Source organism: Caballeronia catudaia (genome assembly GCF_001544755.2).
Classification (GTDB): Bacteria; Pseudomonadota; Gammaproteobacteria; order Burkholderiales; family Burkholderiaceae; genus Caballeronia; species Caballeronia catudaia.
Genome location: NZ_FCOF02000024.1, coordinates 80,187 through 98,090 on the forward strand (window position 1 = coordinate 80,187; position 17,904 = coordinate 98,090).

12 protein-coding genes, 1 pseudogene and 1 riboswitch are annotated in these 17,904 nt (G+C 61.8%); of the genes and pseudogenes, 12 read left to right on the forward strand and 1 reads right to left on the reverse strand.

Annotated elements, in window-relative coordinates; all coding sequences use genetic code 11:
• Nucleotides 1-133: 133 nt before the first annotated feature.
• The 12 genes and pseudogenes from AWB75_RS23305 to atzF all read left to right on the forward strand — a co-directional run bounded on the left by AWB75_RS23305 (nt 134) and on the right by atzF (nt 16,115).
• Nucleotides 134-1,408, forward strand: a complete 1,275-nt coding sequence (locus AWB75_RS23305) for a right-handed parallel beta-helix repeat-containing protein (RefSeq protein ID WP_061126404.1) — start codon at nt 134-136, stop codon at nt 1,406-1,408.
• Nucleotides 1,409-2,089: 681 nt separating this feature from the next.
• Nucleotides 2,090-2,291, forward strand: a pseudogene (locus AWB75_RS23310) (type II secretion system protein GspG); the annotation flags it as partial.
• Between the two features lie 274 nt (nt 2,292-2,565).
• Nucleotides 2,566-3,126, forward strand: a complete 561-nt coding sequence (locus AWB75_RS23315) for a cytochrome b (protein ID WP_061126405.1) — start codon at nt 2,566-2,568, stop codon at nt 3,124-3,126.
• Nucleotides 3,127-4,068: 942 nt separating this feature from the next.
• Nucleotides 4,069-4,443 carry a hypothetical protein gene (locus tag AWB75_RS37750; RefSeq protein WP_159462799.1) on the forward strand — a complete coding sequence of 125 codons (375 nt, stop codon included), beginning with the start codon at nt 4,069-4,071 and terminating at the stop codon, nt 4,441-4,443.
• Between the two features lie 350 nt (nt 4,444-4,793).
• Nucleotides 4,794-5,357, forward strand: coding sequence for a serine O-acetyltransferase (locus tag AWB75_RS23330; RefSeq protein ID WP_061126408.1), 564 nt, complete (start codon nt 4,794-4,796; stop codon nt 5,355-5,357).
• Between the two features lie 895 nt (nt 5,358-6,252).
• A riboswitch (guanidine-I (ykkC/yxkD leader) is annotated at nt 6,253-6,352 on the forward strand.
• Between the two features lie 58 nt (nt 6,353-6,410).
• Nucleotides 6,411-7,478: a putative urea ABC transporter substrate-binding protein gene (locus AWB75_RS23340; protein WP_061126410.1), complete on the forward strand. Its 1,068-nt coding sequence runs from the start codon at nt 6,411-6,413 to the stop codon at nt 7,476-7,478.
• Nucleotides 7,479-7,515: 37 nt separating this feature from the next.
• Nucleotides 7,516-8,331, forward strand: coding sequence for an ABC transporter permease (locus tag AWB75_RS23345; protein WP_061126411.1), 816 nt, complete (start codon nt 7,516-7,518; stop codon nt 8,329-8,331).
• The gene (locus AWB75_RS23350) at nt 8,328-9,119 is read left to right on the forward strand and encodes an ABC transporter ATP-binding protein (RefSeq protein WP_061126412.1); all 792 of its coding nucleotides are present in this window, start codon (nt 8,328-8,330) and stop codon (nt 9,117-9,119) included. Before AWB75_RS23345 ends, AWB75_RS23350 begins: the two co-directional genes overlap by 4 nt.
• A 16-nt stretch (nt 9,120-9,135) precedes the next feature.
• Nucleotides 9,136-9,840, forward strand: a complete 705-nt coding sequence (locus AWB75_RS23355; RefSeq protein ID WP_061126413.1) for an urea amidolyase associated protein UAAP1 — start codon at nt 9,136-9,138, stop codon at nt 9,838-9,840.
• Between the two features lie 12 nt (nt 9,841-9,852).
• Nucleotides 9,853-10,494, forward strand: a complete 642-nt coding sequence (locus AWB75_RS23360; RefSeq protein ID WP_061126414.1) for an urea amidolyase associated protein UAAP2 — start codon at nt 9,853-9,855, stop codon at nt 10,492-10,494.
• Nucleotides 10,495-10,666: 172 nt separating this feature from the next.
• Complete coding sequence (uca, locus tag AWB75_RS23365; RefSeq protein ID WP_061126415.1) at nt 10,667-14,266, forward strand: urea carboxylase; 3,600 nt, start codon at nt 10,667-10,669, stop codon at nt 14,264-14,266.
• A gap of 19 nt (nt 14,267-14,285) precedes the next feature.
• Nucleotides 14,286-16,115, forward strand: coding sequence for an allophanate hydrolase (atzF, locus tag AWB75_RS23370; RefSeq protein WP_061126416.1), 1,830 nt, complete (start codon nt 14,286-14,288; stop codon nt 16,113-16,115).
• 1,277 nt (nt 16,116-17,392) lie between these two features.
• On the opposite strand, the gene AWB75_RS23375 is transcribed toward atzF, so the two are convergent.
• Nucleotides 17,393-17,779 carry an MAPEG family protein gene (locus AWB75_RS23375; RefSeq protein ID WP_061126417.1) on the reverse strand — a complete coding sequence of 129 codons (387 nt, stop codon included), beginning with the start codon at nt 17,777-17,779 and terminating at the stop codon, nt 17,393-17,395.
• Between the last annotated feature and the right edge of the window lie 125 nt (nt 17,780-17,904).

The following is a 17,904-nucleotide window of genomic DNA, read 5'->3' on the forward strand; positions in this document are numbered from 1 at the left end:
GGAATTTGGTTTTCGCGCCGAAAACCAAATAAGCACCGAGGCGGTTTCTCGTCGCCCGTCGCTCCGTCTTCCTGACGCGCAAATCAATTGGACGCCACAGGCGTGTTGCATTTTCCCATCGAGCAAATCAAGCATGGCCCCGACACGCTCCGATATTCCCAGCACCATGCGTCGCACCTTCCTTTCGACGCTCCTCCTCGGCGCCGGCTCAATTGCGCTGACCGCTTGTGGCGGTGGCAGCGCGAATTCACCGGCTTCGGCCAGTTCGTCGAACAAGACGGGCCCGGGCACGAGCAGCGGCTCCGCGGACGCGAGTGACGCCAGTCCGGGCACAGCCACCGGCTCGCAGAGCGCGAGCAACGCCAGTCCGGGCACAGCCACCGGCTCGCAGAGCGCGAGCAACGCCAGCTCTGGTGAGGCAACCGGCGCGCCGAAGACGAACAGCGTCAGCCTTAGCCCGGCCACCGGCTCGCAGGGCGCGAGCGACGCCAGTCTGAACGGCGTCGTGCTCGACGCGTCCTTCGGCGTGAAAGGCGACGGAGTTACGAATGACCGCGTTGCGTTGCAAGCCGCGATCGACGGGTCGGTCGGGCAGATTCTCTTGATCACCGGGAAGTGCCGGATCGACAACACGGGGCTCACGCTGCGCTCGAATACGCACATGCGCTTCGCACAGGGCGCGTCGATCCAGCTGCTCGCCCACAAAGCCGACTGGTATCAGATGTTGCGTGTCTGGGATGTGAGCAACGTGACTCTCGAGTCGCCGTACCTCGATGGCAGCAAGTCGCTCAATGCGGCCACGTCGGGCGAGTGGGGCATGGGTATCTCGATCGCCGGCAGTTCGAACGTCACCATCACGTCGCCGACGACCATCAACTGCTGGGGTGACGGCATTTACATCGCAAACAGCTATAACGACGACAGCGTGACGAGCAAGTCCGTCAACATCAGCAACCATCTCGCGGACGGCTGCCGTCGTCAGGGTGTGACGATCATTTCGGGCGAGACCATCACCTTCCACAACCCAGTGTGGCAGAACATTGCGGGCACGGCGCCGCAGGCGGGCCTCGACATTGAACCGAATGACAACACGGCGGTGCTCCGGGCGATCAGGATTATCAACCCCAAGACGCTGGGTTGCGCCGGCGCGGGCATTCAGGTCTACCTCGGATCGCTTGCAGGGCCCGTCGCCAAGAGCGTCGACATTCGCATCACCAACCATTTCGACAACAGCCAGACCGATGGCCCGTTCAGCGTCGGCGGCCTGGAGCCTAGCGCCTACATCGTGACGGGAGAGATCGCAAGCATGAATCCTGTATGGATCGAGAACTGGTCCCTGGGTGACTGGATTCCGTCAGGCCCGAGGGTATCGGTTGTGAACCCTTCTTTCGCTTCGAAACTATCGTAATATTCAAAATGTTCCGCATTCCTATCATTTCGGCTTGGTCCCCGTACAGCGGGTTCAGCGACGTTTGATACCGTAGGGCATTCGCCCACCCAGGGTCTGAAGTCATGCGTCAAATTTCACGATGGGTCTCGGCGCCCATATTTCGCGATTGGACGCAGCCGCGCGTCGGGTCGCTAAAGGTTGCAGCGTCCCAGCCGTTGGCATGAAGTTGGACTTCAGTTCGTCACGAAAACAATAGATCAACGATGACAGTCGAGCTGCGCTCCGCTGACTTGCAGGTCGGGATGCCAGGGTGTTCCTGGCTATGACATCCTTTTCGCGCAACCGGTTCCTCCTGGAAAGCGTTGCTGGATCTTCGCGAGCGGGCGCGCCGAGCCGTGGCAACTCCGGACGCCCGATCCGGGGGAACTCGTCAAAGGCTCTGCCGGACCACCACATTTAGGATCCTCACTCAGGTTGCGCGCGCTAACGACCGAACGACACCGAGTCCGTTCAGAGTACCGCCGAGGACGACCGCCTCGGCGGCGTGCCCATAAGTCACTTTGATTGCCATTGAGCACCTATCTTTTATTCTTGGAAGTAGGTGAACCTGCCCGACCTCGCTTTGAGGACGTTCGCTTCTTGCAAAGATTGCAGCACGTCAATGCGCGACTGAAGTACGGCTGGCTGCTGAACGGCTGACGTGTCGCTGCGCAGCAGGACATTGGCACGATCATGCAAGCCCTGAAACTTCATCGCCTCAATAACGGCAGCTACCCATCCCGAGAGCAGGGATTGCGGGCGCTCGTGGAGAAACCGAACTCCGATCCCGTGCCCGCGAACTGGAAAGACGGCGGCTATTTTGAAAGACTACCGAAAGACCCCGTGGGGCAACGCATACCAATAAGGTAAAGCCGGGAGGGCGGGCGAGACCGGCTACGTCAGCGGCACCTGGCGATGACGGCGTGAGTACGGAGAGTCAGCACGGCAGAAACGCCGTCGATCAGCCATTCCCAGCCAAAGGGCACTATCACGCGGACACTCAAAGCGACGAATTTGGCATAAGCCGCGCATCGTCTTTCGGCGCAAGTCGGAGATCGGAGTGAGCCTTAATGCTCTCATCAGATCCGACCAACTACCATGGTCGGCTTCGTCATTTTTGAAGAGCCGGGAGTCCAGTGACCGAAGCTTCCTCGCAGGCGGCCGCATACGCCCCGATAGTCCGTTTTTTGCATTGGTTGGTTGCGCCGTTGGTCTTCGTCGAGTTCGCTCTCGGCTGGGCCATGCCGAGGCTCACCCAAGCCAGCGCCCCGACAGGAGTAATAGGTTGGCATCTGTCCGTCGGTGCGCTACTTCTCGCGATCATGTGGGTTCGCGTGGTTTGCCGACTGATCTACGAGCCGGACCCGGCTGGCGGTCCGGTTGCGCGTGGCCGTCTGGCGGAGGTGACCCACCTGACACTGTATGTAACGCTGATTGCAGTGCCTATCACAGGTTGGGCCAATGCGTCTTCGAGGGGCTGGGTTGTCCGTCTACTTGGATTTCTGTTCTATCCCCTGCTTACGGGCAGGAATTCTGCGCTCGGAGATGCGATGGGCACGGTGCACGGATGGCTCGCTTGGGTTTTGCTCGTACTATCCATCGCCCATATCGCTGATGCACTCTTTCATCGCTTCGTGCTACGCGACGACGTGCTTCAGCGCATCATGTTGACACCTCGTCGCAAGCCATTCAGGTAACTTCGCGCAACGGCGTTTCGGGTTAAAGATTCTCGAGCATAGAGGCAATGCCTGTGTGGACGGCTCCCGGAGACGGAGTCTGCAGCTTGCGACTCCTTGAACAAGGATCAATCAGCTATCCAAACACTCAGTGAAGGCGATGACGACACAGAACCCGGCCACACACCAAAGTTTTTCCGACCTGTTTGCAGGCCGAGGTTCGCTTGCCTCCCGCATCGATCGCGGCAAGGAAGCACGTTCAAAGGTTCCTCGAGCAAAGCTTGCAGAGTGCAAGATTGGGAAGCGAGACCCGATCGCTCTACTCGAAGCATCTAATGCAGGCCGTGTGCCGGAACTGATCCCCATCCGCTGGTTTCTCCGGTAACTCCTACTGGAGTAATGGTGCTCGCAAGCTTGCCCGAACCAGCGAGTTGGGAGTGCATGGGTGTCAGTCGTGGAGCGCTTCCGAGCGCGCGACGAAGATCGTAATGCAGCCTCAGCGACTCCGCTAAGCGCTCTACGACACGCTCGTTTTGCGGAAGCTTGGCTCGGGCACCAACCAGGGCGTGCGCGCCGGTTGCGAGCCCGCGGAAAAGAACGCGCCGACCCGCACTGGCCCGCCCGGCGATTGTCCTTGCGTTCGGTCGTGCCTTCAAGGCGTTGCCCCCTTAATCGCACACTCGGACGTGAAAATAAGCCGGTTCAAGACGAATTGTCGGCCGACATTGAAGCGGGTTACCCTCATCGTGAGCAGCCCGACGGATTGTTGACGATGGCAATGTCGCGCGGAAGGACTGCAACTGCCTAGATCAGCGTACTCACGCTCACGACCCATCTGAGCCGTTCAACCGGGTTCTACTGAAATGTCTCTTCCGTTGCGAACTTCAGGCATTCTCCAACCCGCGACGGCCAGTAAGGCGCTCGTTCGTTAAACCGGAACACGGCAGCCTCCCGAGCAACTGGATGATCGTCGTGATCTCACCCACGCCAGCTTCGTCGAAGCTGAGTTCGACACCATTAGGTAACAGAACATGCAGCGCCAGCTTCATTGATGGAATCGGACTAGACGCCATCGACGGCGCCATTGGCGCTGTGACGACGGGCACGAACGCCGGTAAGGTATTTGCCGTCGCGGAACCCTTGATCGTCGGCGCGGAAATGTCGATCGACACGCCGTCGACAACCATTGGCTCCGGCTCCCGGGACCCGTGCGGATCTGCGGCAGATACCGGTGTCAATCGGCCGTGCAGCATCCTCATTGAATTCGCGTCGTCCGTCCCGCTTCTGGCCGACGACCAGTCTGCTGCGAAGGTCTTGATTCTCGTTCATGTGGTCTGAGTGCATGTGTCTACGCGGACACTTAGGTTCAGACCTTCAGCCACTCATTGGAGGGACGTTGCTCCTCGACCGCTTACGAACGAACTGCTCGCGCTGCGCCACGAGTTCCAGCAACGGGATGCCAGATGAGAAACATGCAATGTGGCAGCGCGTTGCTGCAACACGTCGTGTCCGGCCCGGCGCCGATCACCCATAATGTTTCGATCTGGCTTCGGTCATATGTTCCATTTCGCACCGAACGCTTCGGACCAATGCACTAGTCTCGGATCTCGGTGCGCAGAGCGGTTGAGGGAACGGCCGATTTCGGCCGGTGGTATTACAAGAAATCACGGACCAGCGGACCCACCGCGATGAAAACCTTTGATCTGATCAAAACCGATCTCTATCGCTATACGGGCGAGTACAGCGTCATGCTCCTTCTCGAGCAACTGATGCTGAACGAAGGGTTCAACTACATGTTCTGGCTGCGGCTCGCGAGCGCCGCGTCGTCGCGGCCGGTGCAACTCGTGCTCAATAACATCGTGCGCCTCAAGCAGCGCCGCTTCGGATTCGTCATCAGTCCGCGCACGCGCATCGGGCCGGGATTCTATATCAGTCATATCGGCACGATCGTGGTCAATCCGACGGCAGTCATCGGCGCGAACTGCAACATATCGCAGGGCGTGACCATCGGATCGAACCACGGCAAGGCGGCGACGATCGGCGACAACGTGTATATCGGGCCGAACGTCTGCATTATCGAAGACGTGACCATCGGCGACAACGTGACGATCGGCGCGGGCAGCGTCGTAACGAAGGACATTCCGCCGAACGTCACCGTGGCTGGCTGCCCGGCGCGTATCCTGACCGACGACGCCACGCCGGAGCGGGCGGCGCGCTACATCATGCGTCGGTGGCAGACAGGCGCGGCATGACAGACCCCGATCAGTGTGCCGTAATTTTGCCAGCAGCGATGTCCTTCGCAAGTTCGTCGGCAAGCGCCGCCTGACGCATGCTTTTCTCGCAACGCCTGCGGGTCCAGAGCGGCTAACTCCGCGAGGTTCTCGGGCCACAACGCGTGTTCGAGATTCCCGCGTCAATGCCGAAATGCTTGCTGATGGCGTCGCAAGCATGTGCGAGCGCGAACGACACTTGTTTTTCCTCGTCCCAGCCTTTGCTCTTGGCGCAGAAATAGCCGGCGTACAACACGTCGCCGATTATCTCCATTGCCACTCACCCGTCGGACCTGACTATCCGTCAAGACTGGGAACTGGTCTGGCGCAGCGACAGATGCTCCTCCGTGCTCCAACGCTTTATTGATGTCGCGTCGTCTGCTCGGGCTGGCTCAAGGGCACTCCTTGTAGGGATTTCGACGTGGCGCGGAGTCTTTAAGTGTGGGGCTGCTCGCCACCTTCGGGCCTTGCCAATTTTTCTGGACAGGCGGCGCAACCTTTGTTGTCGTTCAGGCTGCGATGTGCGTGATTTCGACAACGCCTCTGTCACGGTTCGGCCACGCCCTTGCGTCCCCTCCCCGGCAAAGTAGCTACCGGCCTATAGGCCGCAACCCACCAAGCGGCTCGTGATAGCGCGCCACGCTTTTGGACGCCGATCACGGACAGGGAAGGACCTCTGCTCAGCGAATCGCTGCGGATGCAAACGTCGAACGCTCGAAGGCGGTGCAGCGGGTGAAGCTTCGAGTGCACCGTTCACCGCCAGAGGGCACGAAACGCCCGCGCTGCGTCCAAATACTCTGATCCCATTGCTGGCACGCTTCCCGCTTAGTCAAGCATGCAAGGAGCCGGCCCATCATCCGGTTCATCAAACAATCTGGCAATGGACGGCTAGGGTTCCGATCTGCTTCTCGCAGGTGCTGGTCCGAGAGCTGTCGACCTCAGGCGAGGTTACACGGCGGGATAAAAGCCCGGAAGAGAACGCGATGTTTGCGCTGCTCCCTGCCGTCGTCAACCGTCCCCTTCGAGGTCAACCTCATGCGCAAGCTCGTTCGCTGTCTTGGCATCGCCGCCGTCTCCCTCGCCTTCGCTTCCGGCGCCGCATCCGCCGCGCCTCGCAACGATTTCAAGGTTTGCTGGACCATCTACGCGGGCTGGATGCCGTGGGGCGAAGCGAAGACGCAGGGCATCGTTTCCAGGTGGGCGAAGAAGTACGGCATCAATGTCGATGTCGTGCAGCTGAACGACTACGTCGAGTCGATCAATCAATACACGGCCGGCAAGTTCGATGGCTGCGCGATGACCAACATGGACGCGCTCACCATTCCGGCGTCGGGCGGCGTGGACTCGACAGCGCTCATCGTCAGCGATTATTCGAACGGGAACGACGGCGTGCTCATGAAGGGCAAGGGCAGGCAGATCACCGACCTGAAAGGCCAGCAAGTCAACCTCGTCCAGTTCTCCGTCTCGCACTATCTGCTCGCCCGCGCGCTCGAAAGCGCCCACATGACCGAGCGCGATCTCAAGGTCGTCAATACGTCGGATGCCGATATCTCCGGCGCATTCGCCACGCCTGCCGTGCACAACACCGTCACATGGAATCCGATGCTCGCCGATCTCAAGGTGCAGCCGAACGTCACCGAAGTCTTCGACTCCAGCAAGATTCCCGGCGAGATAATGGACATGATGGTCGTCAACACGAAGACGCTGAAGGAGAACCCGGCGCTCGGAAAGGCATTGATCGGCGCGTGGTTCGAGATGGTCGCGCTGATGCACGGTAATTCCCCGGCAACCACGAACGCACTGACGTCGATGGCGAAGGCGTCCGGCACTGATCTCGCCAACTTCAAGGGCCAGCTCTCGACGACCGCCCTCTTCTATACACCCAAGGCCGCGCTCGATTTCGTCACCAGCCCGGACATGCCGAAGATCATGACGCGCGTCGCGAACTTCTCGTTCGATCACGGCCTGCTCGGGCAGGACGCCAGGAGCGCGGACGCCGTCGGCATGGCGTTCGACAAGGGCGTCGTCGTCGGCAACAAGGGCAACGTGAAGCTGCGCTTCGATCCGACCTACGTCGAGATGGCGGCGGCCGGCAAGCTCTGAATCCGACGGCACACGCTTTAGATACGAGACAGTCATCATGCGACTCATCAATCGACATCCGAGCAGGACCGGCGGCCTGATGCTGCTTCTGCTGCCGTTCGTGGTGTTGCTCGCGGTCTATTTCACCGGCTCGTCGATGCGGCTCGCGATCAACCCCGACGACAAGCTGCTGCCGAGCGCCGCGCAAATGAACGAGGCGATGAAGTCGGCCGCATTCACCGAAGACCGGCGCACCGGCGAATATCTGCTGTGGGCCGATACCTCGTCGAGCCTGCGGCGGCTGGGCATCGGACTCGTCGTGAGCAGTGTGATCGCGCTCGTCGTCGCCATCGCCACGGGATCGTTTCCGCTCGTGAGCGCGACACTATCGCCCTTCATCACCGTCATTTCGATGGTGCCACCGCTCGCCGTTCTGCCGATCCTCTTCATCGTCTTTGGCCTCGACGAGCTGTCGAAAGTCGTGCTCATCGTCGTCGGCATCACGCCGATGATCGTTCGCGACCTGCACGCCCGTGCCCACGAGATTCCGGCGGAATTGTGGGTCAAGGCGCAAACGCTCGGTGCCACAAGCTGGACGCTGATTCTGCGTCTGGTGCTGCCGCAACTGCTGCCGCGCCTGCTCGTCGCGCTGCGTCTTTCGCTCGGCGCGGCATGGCTCTTTCTCATCGCAGCGGAAGCGATCGCATCGACCGACGGACTCGGCTATCGCATCTTTCTCGTGCGGCGTTATCTGTCAATGGACCTCATTCTTCCGTACGTCGCATGGATCACGCTGCTCGCGTGGCTGACCGACGAGCTGCTTCGACGCATCACGCAGTGGTGCTTTCCGTGGTACGGCGGAGGCGTGCGATGATTGAAGTCTGCAACCTGTGGAAGCAATACGGCGATCAGGTCGTGCTCGAGCGCCTGAATCTAAGGGTAAAGGAAGGCGAATTCTGCTCGATGGTCGGTGCCTCCGGCTGCGGCAAGTCGACGTTTCTGCGCCTCCTGCTCGGTCAGGAACGCGCGACACGCGGCGAGATCCTGTTCGACGGCGAAGCGCTGCCCGCCGAACCGGACGCGCATCGCGGCGTCGTGTTCCAGCGCTACTCGGTGTTCGATCATCTGAGCGTGCTGCGCAACGTGATGCTCGGTCTCGAACTGCCGCGCGCCAGGTTCACGGGCCGCCTGTTCGGCGCCCGCCGGCGCGCTGCCCGCGAGGAAGCCGCCGCGATGCTCGAACGCGTGGGCCTCGGCGCGGCCCTGAATAAGTACCCGCAGCAGCTTTCGGGCGGCATGCAGCAACGGCTGGCCATCGCGCAGGCGCTGATGATGAAGCCGCGCGTGCTGTTGCTCGACGAACCGTTCGGCGCGCTCGATCCCGGCATCCGCAAGGACATGCACGCGTTGCTGTCCGACCTGTGGCGCGAGTCGAAGCTCACCATTTTCATGGTCACACACGACCTCAAGGAAGGCTTCACGTTGGGCAACCGCGTGCTCGTCTTCGACAAGGTCCGCATCGATCCGCAAGCGCCGGGCGCGTATGGCGCGCGCATCACCTATGACATTCCGCTCGACCGCCCGCGCGCATCCGCGTCGGCGATCCATGTCGCACAGGCCGCTGTGCAAGGCGCATCCCGCATCGAACTGCTCTCCGACTGAAAGGACGCTCAATCACATGACATTGCTATTCGAAGAAACCGTTCCCGGCGGCGGTCATACCTCTCTCATCGTCAAACGCGGACAGTCGTTGCGCATCACCGATTTGCGCGGCGGCGCGAACGTCAGCGTGATGATGGTCAACGCAAGCGAGAAAAGCGAGCGCCTCAATGTGCCGGACTCGCTGAAGTGCCAGCACACCGCAAAATTCACGGCCGGGCACTGCCTGTACTCCGACATGGGTCGCGTGCTCGCAGCCATCGTCGCCGACACATGCGGCTGGCACGACAGCATCGGCGGGGTATCGAACGCGGACGAAGTCTCCGAGCGATATGGCGCCGGCCGCTATCAGGAGCTGCGCAACGCGTTCTACCGCAACGGCACGGACAATCTGCTCGTCGAAATGAGCAAGTGGGGACTCGACGTCTCCGATCTGATGATGACGCTCAATCTCTTCAGCCGCGTCGACGTGAACGATACAGGCGCGCTCGCGTTCGTGGCCGGCAACTCGAAGGCGGGCGACAACGTCGAGCTGTATGCGCCGATGAACACGCTCATCGTGCTCACCGCGGTCCAGCATCCGCTCGACCCGAATCCCGACTATGCGCCGAAGCCCGTCAAGCTCGAATTGAGCCGCGCGCATCCTGAAGTGGCCGAGACCTGCCGCACCGCATGCGAGGAGAACATGCGCGGTTTCATCAACACCGAACGATTCTTTCTTTGAGCGAAGCCCGACATGACGAACACGCTTACCGTTAGCGGCAGACACCCCGAGAACGCGATTCATCGCGAAACGCTCGCCGCAGGCGAACCGTGGCTGCATGAATTGAAGGCCGGACAGACGCTGCGCATCGTCGATCTTGAAGGCAATCAGGCCGTCGATACGCTGTTCTACAGCCTCGACGATGCGCGCGAACGCTTTGATCCGCAGCGCACCTTGCGTCGACAGAAGAGCCTCTATCTGACGACGGGTTCGGTGCTGTATTCGAACCTCGGCAATCCGATGCTGACCATCGTCGCGGACACCTGCGGCCGTCACGACACGCTCGGCGGCGCCTGCGCGCAGGAGAGCAACACCGTGCGCTATTCGCTCGAGACGCGCTACATGCACAGCTGCCGCGACAACTTCCTGCGCGCATGTGCGCACGACGGGCGGCTTGCGAAGCGCGACATCGGCGCGAACGTCAACTTTTTCATGAACGTGCCGGTGACGGCCGATGGCGGTCTCACGTTCGAGGACGGCATTTCCGCGCCGGGCAAGTACGTCGAGCTGCGCGCGGAAATGGACGTCATCGTGCTGATCTCGAACTGCCCCCAACTCAACAATCCCTGCAACGCTTACAACCCCACGCCGGCGGAGCTGATCATATGGAACTGACGCGCCTGCGCCGCTGGATCTACCACGTCATGCTGGTGCGCTCGGGACGTTGCTGCACGCTCACGCGCGAACGGCTGAACCAGAGCTGTCGCTGATCCGAATGCAGCCGCGGACGACCGCGGCTCGCCATGCCCACGGCGGGACGGCCCGCCTCCGAATCACGATTCCTTCCATGTTCGAGAAGATCCTGATTGCCAATCGCGGCGCGATTGCGTGTCGCATTCTCAGAACCTTGCGCGCGCTCGATGTCACCGGCGTCGCCGTGTACGCCGAAGCCGACCGCGCGAGCCGCCATGTGAGCGACGCGCCCATTGCGCATGCATTGGGCGACGGTCCGGCGTCGCTGACTTATCTCGACATGGCGAAGATTTTGGATGTCGCGCGTCGCGAAGGGGTGCAGGCGATTCATCCGGGATACGGCTTCCTGTCGGAGAACGCCGCGTTCGGCGAAGCGTGCGAAGAGGCGGGCATCGCGTTCATCGGACCGACGCCCGCGCAATTGCGCGCGTTCGGCCGGAAGCACACGGCCCGCGAGATCGCCGCGAAACAGGGCGTGCCGATGCTCGAAGGCACCGGCCTGCTCGAAGACGTGCAGGCCGCACTCGACGCCGCGCGATCCATTGGCTATCCGGTGATGCTGAAGAGCACGGCGGGCGGCGGCGGCATCGGCATGCGCGTGTGCTGGACCGCCGCTGAGCTCGGCGCGAATTTCGACGCCGTGAAGCGTCTTGGCGAGAACAATTTCAGCGATGCGGGCGTGTTTCTGGAGAAGTACATCGAACGTGCGAGGCATCTGGAAGTCCAGGTCTTCGGCGATGGCCAGGGCGACGCGATCGCCTTGGGCGTGCGCGACTGCTCGGTGCAGCGGCGCAATCAGAAAGTGCTGGAGGAAACGCCCGCGCCCTCGCTCCCGGAAGGCGTTCCGGCCGCGCTCTGCGATGCGGCGATCAGGCTCGCGAAGGCAGTCGATTACCGCTCGGCGGGCACCGTCGAATTCGTGTACGACAGCGCGGCGCAACAGTTCTACTTTCTCGAAGTGAACACGCGCCTGCAAGTCGAGCACGGCGTCACCGAACAGGTCTGGGGCGTCGATCTGGTGCGCTGGATGATCGAACTCGCCGCCGGCACGCTCGCGCCGCTGCAGACGCTCGCGGCCAGTCTGACGCCGCGCGGTCACGCGATCCAGGCGCGTCTCTATGCGGAAGACCCGGGCCGCGACTTCAAGCCGAGCCCCGGCCTGCTGACCGACGTCGCGCTCCCGCAGGCGGACGGCCGCGCGCTGCGCATCGACACGTGGATCGAGGCAGGCTGCGAAGTGCCGCCCTACTTCGATCCGATGCTCGCCAAAATCATCGCCTGGTCGCCGACGCGCGACGAAGCGCGCCATGCGCTCGATAACGCGCTCGGGAACACGCGCCTCTACGGCGTGGAAACGAATCGCGACTATCTGCGCCAGATTCTCGACGATGCGCCGTTCGCGTCCGGCCAGCCGTGGACGCGCTGCCTCGAAACGCTGAACTATCGCGCGAGCACGGTCGAAGTCGTGAGCGGCGGCACGCAGACGACCGTGCAGGACTATCCGGGACGGCTCGGCTATTGGGCGGTCGGCATTCCGCCATCGGGACCGATGGACGATCGCGCGATGCGCCTCGGCAATCGCCTGCTCGGCAATCCCGCCGATGCCGCCGCGCTCGAAGTGACGATGAGCGGCCCGACGCTGCGCTTCAACACGGATGCGGTCATCGCCGTCACGGGCGCCGAGACTCCGATCCTGATCGACGATATCGCGCAGCCGATGCACACGAGCATCCACGTTGCAGCCGGCTCGATACTCGCGCTCGGCGCGATCCGCGGCGCGGGCGCGCGCGCGTATCTCTGCGTGCGCGGCGGCCTCGACGTCGCGTGCTATCTGGGCAGCCGCAGCACGTTCACGCTCGGCCAGTTCGGCGGACATGGCGGACGCGCGCTCCGCGCGGGCGACGTGCTGCATCTTTATCCGCTCGGCGATGCACGGGCCGGGGTGGCGCTCGCGAACGTACCGATACTCGAAAACGTCCGCACGATTCGCGTCATCTATGGTCCGCACGGCGCGCCCGAATACTTCAGCAGCCGATATATCGAGCGCTTTCTCGACACCGAATGGGAGATCCACTTCAACTCCAGCCGCACCGGCGTGAGGCTCATCGGTCCGAAACCGGAATGGGCGCGCGAGGACGGCGGCGAAGCGGGGCTGCATCCGTCGAACATTCACGACAATCCGTACGCCGTCGGCGCGATCGACTTCACGGGCGACATGCCGGTGATTCTCGGACCCGACGGACCGAGTCTCGGCGGCTTCGTCTGTCCCGTGACGATCATCGAGGCCGACCTGTGGCATATAGGCCAGTTGAAGGCGGGCGACAAGGTCCGCTTCGTGCCGGTGCAAATCGATGAGGCACGCGAGGCTGCGCGCAGGCGCCGTCGCGAGATCGAAACGCTCGACATCGAGCGGCATGCGGTCGTCGAACGGCACGCGGCGCTGAGCTCGCCCATCGTGCTCGATACCGGTGCGGATCGCGAAAGACTGGTCGCGCGGGTGTCCGGCGATACGCATCTGCTGCTCGAGATCGGCCCGGCGGAACTCGATCTCGTGTCGCGGTTTCGCGGCCATGCGCTGATGCAGTCGCTCGAAGCCAAAGCGCTGGCCGGCGTGATCGATCTGACACCGGGCATTCGCTCGCTGCAGGTTCACTATCGGCCTGACGACCTGCCGCTGGCACGTTTGCTCGATATCGTCGCCCGGACATGGCAAGAGGTTCTGCTGCAAAACGATCTGCGCGTCCCGTCGCGCGTCGTGCATCTGCCGCTTTCGTGGGATGACCCGGCGTGTCGGCTCGCGATCGAGAAATACATGACCACCGTACGCCGCGATGCGCCGTGGTGCCCGAGCAATCTGGAATTCATTCGACGCATCAACGATCTCGATTCCATCGAAGCCGTCAGAAAGATCGTCTTCGATGCCAGCTATCTCGTGATGGGCCTGGGCGACGTTTATCTCGGCGCGCCGGTCGCGACGCCGCTCGATCCGCGTCACCGTCTCGTGACGACGAAGTACAACCCGGCGCGCACCTGGACCGCGGAAAACTCGGTGGGCATCGGCGGCGCCTATTTGTGTGTGTACGGCATGGAAGGGCCGGGCGGATATCAGTTCGTCGGCCGGACCCTGCAGATGTGGAATCGCTATCGCGAGGTCGCGGATTTCGGTGGTCAGCACTATCTTTTGCGCTTCTTCGACCAGATCCGTTTCTTCGAAGTCTCCGCCGATGAACTCATGCGCATCCGCACGAACTTTCCGCTCGGGCGCTACCCGCTGCGTATCGATGAAGCCGAGTTGTCGCTGCCGGACTATCAGGCGTTTCTCGCGCGGGAATCGTCGGGCATCGATGCGTTCCGGGCGCGGCAGCAGTCGGCGTTTCAGGCGGAACGCGAGCGCTGGCGCGAAGCGGGCGCGTCGGAAGAATCGATCGATGTGACCGTCGCCGACGACATCGAACTGGCGTCGCTGCAAGACGGCGAAATAGCGGTCGACAGCGAAATCGCGGGCAGTCTGTGGCAGGTGAAAGTCGCCCCCGGCGATACGGTCGCGGCTGGCGACGTACTGCTCGTCATCGAATCGATGAAGATGGAAATCTCCGTTTGCGCGCCGTGCGCCGGGACCGTCAGCGCCATCCACGTCGCACCCGGGTCGCCCGTGCGCGCGGGACAACGCGTCGCAGTCATCGACCGTCAATAAACCACCGGACGAAAACAATATGTCGTCATTCGATCTGCGTCTCTCCACGCTGCGTCGCGCGTATCTCGATGGAACGGTCACGCCACGCGAACTGATCACCGGCCTGCGCGCAAAAGCCGCCGCGCTCGATCCCGAGTTTCATCTCTTCATCCATCTTCTGACGGAAGAAGAGATCGCGCCCTTCCTGAACCGGCTCGATGAACACGACGTCGCGAGCCTGCCGCTCTACGGCATTCCGTTCGCGATCAAGGACAACATCGACCTCGCGGGCATCGAGACGACGGCCGCCTGCCCCGCGTTCGCATACACACCGACAGAATCGGCGACGGTCGTCGCCCGGTTGGTCGCGCTCGGCGCGATACCCCTTGGCAAGACCAATCTCGATCAGTTCGCCACCGGCCTCAACGGCACGCGCTCGCCTTATGGCAAGTGCCGCAACAGTGTGCATTCTGACTATCCGTCGGGTGGATCGAGCGCGGGTTCGTCGCTTGCCGTCGCGCTGGGCGTCGCCAGCTTCGCGCTCGGCACCGACACCGCCGGCTCGGGACGCGTGCCTGCCGCGCTGAACAACCTCGTCGGACTGAAGCCGACGAAGGGCGTGCTGTCGACCGCGGGCGTGGTGCCGGCCTGCCGCACGCTCGATTGCGTGACGTTCTTCACGGCGACGGCCACGGAAGCGAGCGAGCTTCTCGCGCTGACCGCGCAAACCGATCCGCGCGACGCATACAGCCGCAGAAATCCGCAATGGAACGGCGCGCGCGCATTCGGCAAGCCCGTTACGTTTCGCTTCGGCGTTCCCGCGCAGCCCGAATTCGACGGATGTGCCGAAAGCCGCGCGTTGTTCGCCAAGGCTCGAGCGATGCTGCAAGCCGCCGGCGGCGAAGCCGTCGAGATCGACTTCGCGCCGTTCGTCGAAGCGGCGCGCCTGCTCTATCAGGGTCCGTGGGTGGCGGAGCGCTATAGCGTGACCGAAGAACTCATGAAGACGCAGCCTGACGCCGTGCTGCCCGTGATTCGCGATGTGCTCGCGCAAGCACCGGGCGCCACCGCCGTCGAGCTGTTTCGCGCGCAATACCGTCTGCAGGCGCTGAAGGCCGTCTGCGACACCGCGCTCGATACGCTGGACTTCGTACTGACACCGACGTATCCGCGTCCGGTGACGCTCGCCGAACTGGAACGCGATCCGATCGGTGCGAACTCGCTGCTCGGCCACTACACCAACTTCGTGAACCTGCTGGACTATGCGGCGGTCGCCACGCCGACCGGCTTCATGAAAAACGGCCTGCCGTGGGGCGTAACCGTCTTCGGCCGCGCATTCACCGATCAATATCTGCTCGGCATCGCGGACCTGCTGCAGCGCGTGAGCGGCATCGCGTGCGTCGGGAACAACGAAATCGATGCAGCCGCGCGAGGCGCAGCGAGCAACGATCGCATGCATCTGGCGGTATGCGGCGCGCATATGCAGGGCTTGCCGTTGAATCGCGATCTGCTCTGCCGGGACGCGCGTCTCGTGCGGGCGACGCGCACCGCTTCTTCGTACCGGTTGTGCGCATTGCCGCCATCGGCGGACGGCGCGCGGCGTCCCGGCATGTGGCGGGTCGAGAATGACGGTGCCGAAATCGCGATCGAGGTCTGGGAGATGCCCAGCTCGCAATTCGGCTCGTTCATCGCCACGGTGCCTTCTCCGCTCGCGTTGGGCAAGATCGAGGCGGCGGACGGTTCGTGGATCACGGGCTTTCTGTGTGAGCCCTACGGCGTGCAGTCGGCGGAGGACATCACGGCCTTTGGCGGATGGCGCGCGTGGCTCGCGCAAGCCGCGCCGCCCGAGAAAAGGGAACAGTCCGTCTAGGTTCGTCGATAGCGAAGACGTAAAGCACTTTGCGAGAAGCAAGCACCGTCATGAGGAAACATTCTTCAAGAATTCCGGTGTTTCCGTCCCGTAACCCGTGGGCGGGTTAGTTTAGGGATCGACCCAACGATCACAGTGGTGGCAGTCCAGTCGGTGAATGTCCCCAGAGGACGTAGGGCGTCCCCAGCTCTTTACCGCCCGGCAGTATTTAACATCGGGACCCGGATGGACGCACATTCGCTCGCTTGCCTTGTTTGATGGAATAGGAACGCTCGCCCGACTGTTCTGCAAATGGCTGTAGCAGCTTCCCTTAGAGGGAAGTACGCGCCGCCCTTAGAAGAACACTTTCTCAGAGAGCAGCGACACAACACCGTCAAGTGGAGGGCATGATGTACGGATCACAGTACGTATCCTATGGAACGAGCAAAAATTGTCCGCGGTGCGCCCGCGTTCATCTACCGCGAGAGGGAATCGAGGAAACATCGGCCAGCCGCTTCAAACTTCTGCAGTTGATGGGTGAACTCGTCTACGCACGGAAACATCAATATGCAGGGGTAGATCAGGCTGACAGGATGTTCGGCGTTTTAATCACGCCCGCTGCGATATATGCTGCCCATTCTGGACAGTTGCATAATGGTTTCACGCCATTTTTGATTGCGGCTCGTGGACGCGGATACACGACCTGTGACGAACGAGGCCCAAACTTTCCAGGCCTACTCGACGTCCGCTTTCGACCGATTACACCGGATCTGTACAAAGGCACGAAACGCGGGGGCGGATATCCACCGGGTGCTTGCGCTGCGCCGCGTCTGATACAGCAGGCCATTTTGGATCATCAAAGGAGAAACCAGCGTATCGACCTGACTCGCTGGGCCATGTCCGAAGTCATGTACAAAAGCGATCCGACACGGTCGCCTGCCAGCGGGCAAGATTGGGTACACGGATTGACCGCTCACTCGTGTGAAACATGTGCGCGTCTTGTTCCGCTGCTGCTCTGTACTCACGAGGCCGACTGGACTCACGACTTTGATACGACTGCCTTCACGCGAATGTTCAAATAGTCCGTCATTGCCTTATAAGGATCGGAGCATTTTAGTTTCGCCGGAAACGCGCCGGTGACCACCTCGGCAACTCAATGTTCCCCCTTGATGTTTGATGTTTGATGACAGCGCTTGTCCGGCCGAAATTGCTTCGGCAAGATCTTGGGGGTCGAAGATGGCGTCTCTGCATTAGGGCCATATGCCGCAGAGAGTCAGACGTGATCTGTCTGTCGCATCTCAACGCAGCACCATGACACATAGCGCCAGACCGGCCCCGTAGGTCCCAAGTGCCCCGACGAACCGGAAGGGGTTGGGTTTGGCCATCGTGGGCCACGCGATAAGTCCGATGACGAGCAGACAGCGGCACGCGGTTGAAGCGACGATCAGCGACTCGGCTACGATCGAAGGCGATCGCGCGCCAAGGTAGAGAAACAGCACCGCGAGGAATGGCGCGTATTCGGCCGTGTTGGCATGAGCCCGAACGAGCTTGTGTAGTCGGTTCGCGGGGTCCGACTCGCAGCCAAAGTTGGTACCTTCGTGAAAACGCATCACTGAGATGGACAATCCGAGGCCGAAAAGTAGCAGTCCAAGAATCATCACGCATATGAGAGCAACAATGTTCACTTGAACGAGCCTCCTTGAAGGGCGGCCTCAAAAGCGAGGTGCAACACCTATCTCGTATAAGGTGTTGCAATGCCCGACAAAACTACTTCATACCAGCACCTTCAACCTGAAGAACGCCTCGCCAT

What these genes read in the sequence shown, in the direction of transcription:
- AWB75_RS23350 (WP_061126412.1), top strand. Translation starts at nt 8,328, where the DNA reads ATGATTGAAGTCTGCAACCTGTGGAAGCAATACGGCGATCAGGTCGTG.
- AWB75_RS23345 (WP_061126411.1), top strand. Translation starts at nt 7,516, where the DNA reads ATGCGACTCATCAATCGACATCCGAGCAGGACCGGCGGCCTGATGCTG.
- AWB75_RS23355 (WP_061126413.1), top strand. Translation starts at nt 9,136, where the DNA reads ATGACATTGCTATTCGAAGAAACCGTTCCCGGCGGCGGTCATACCTCT.
- AWB75_RS23340 (WP_061126410.1), top strand. Translation starts at nt 6,411, where the DNA reads ATGCGCAAGCTCGTTCGCTGTCTTGGCATCGCCGCCGTCTCCCTCGCC.
- AWB75_RS37750 (WP_159462799.1), top strand. Translation starts at nt 4,069, where the DNA reads ATGATCGTCGTGATCTCACCCACGCCAGCTTCGTCGAAGCTGAGTTCG.
- AWB75_RS23360 (WP_061126414.1), top strand. Translation starts at nt 9,853, where the DNA reads ATGACGAACACGCTTACCGTTAGCGGCAGACACCCCGAGAACGCGATT.
- uca (WP_061126415.1), top strand. Translation starts at nt 10,667, where the DNA reads ATGTTCGAGAAGATCCTGATTGCCAATCGCGGCGCGATTGCGTGTCGC.
- atzF (WP_061126416.1), top strand. Translation starts at nt 14,286, where the DNA reads ATGTCGTCATTCGATCTGCGTCTCTCCACGCTGCGTCGCGCGTATCTC.
- AWB75_RS23330 (WP_061126408.1), top strand. Translation starts at nt 4,794, where the DNA reads ATGAAAACCTTTGATCTGATCAAAACCGATCTCTATCGCTATACGGGC.
- AWB75_RS23305 (WP_061126404.1), top strand. Translation starts at nt 134, where the DNA reads ATGGCCCCGACACGCTCCGATATTCCCAGCACCATGCGTCGCACCTTC.